Consider the following 624-nt stretch of genomic DNA (forward strand, 5'->3'; position numbering starts at 1 on the left):
GCAGTCAGTGCAATAATGGGAATATGACTATCTGCGGCTTCAATCTTACGGATTTGTCTCGCCGCCTCATGCCCTGACATACGTGGCATTTGAATATCCATAAAGATAAGATCGATCCTATCTTTAGGTTGTGCGTTACCCTTTTCTTCTGTCGTTACGTCTTCGATATGTAACGTGCTAACCACTGATTTACTGACATCATCTCGCGTGACCGCTTTTGAGATTTGAGTTTTTTTCGACAGGCTTTGTTTTTCAGTTTTGGTAGCTTTGATATTTTTCGCTTGTTGTTTACTGATTAGCTCTATCGCATCAAATCCATTACTGGCCGTAATAACATGAATACCAAGCTCGCTCAGCAGCGCATCAAGCACCAGTAAGTTTGGCAAATGATCGTCAACTGCCAATACGGTAACGCCTTTCCAACGTGGTTCTGCAATACCAGTAGGTACACTACGCTTTTGCGTATCTAGCATGGCATATAACTGTCTCTTGTCTAATGGCTCATACAAGATATTGGCATGGTAACGATTGAGTAGTGCTTGATCGGCGGCAACTTGATAACCAAAGACGGCCAGTTTACCTTGATAATGTAAACGGATTTGCTTAAGCAGCGCCATCATATCG

1 protein-coding gene is annotated in these 624 nt (G+C 42.8%); it reads right to left on the reverse strand.

The window, feature by feature from the left end; translation table 11 throughout:
- On the reverse strand, positions 1–624 hold a 624-nt coding region (locus JMW90_RS13530), incomplete at both ends, for a response regulator (RefSeq protein ID WP_201564763.1).

The organism is Psychrobacter glacincola, assembly GCF_904846215.1.
Lineage (GTDB): Bacteria > Pseudomonadota > Gammaproteobacteria > Pseudomonadales > Moraxellaceae > Psychrobacter > Psychrobacter glacincola.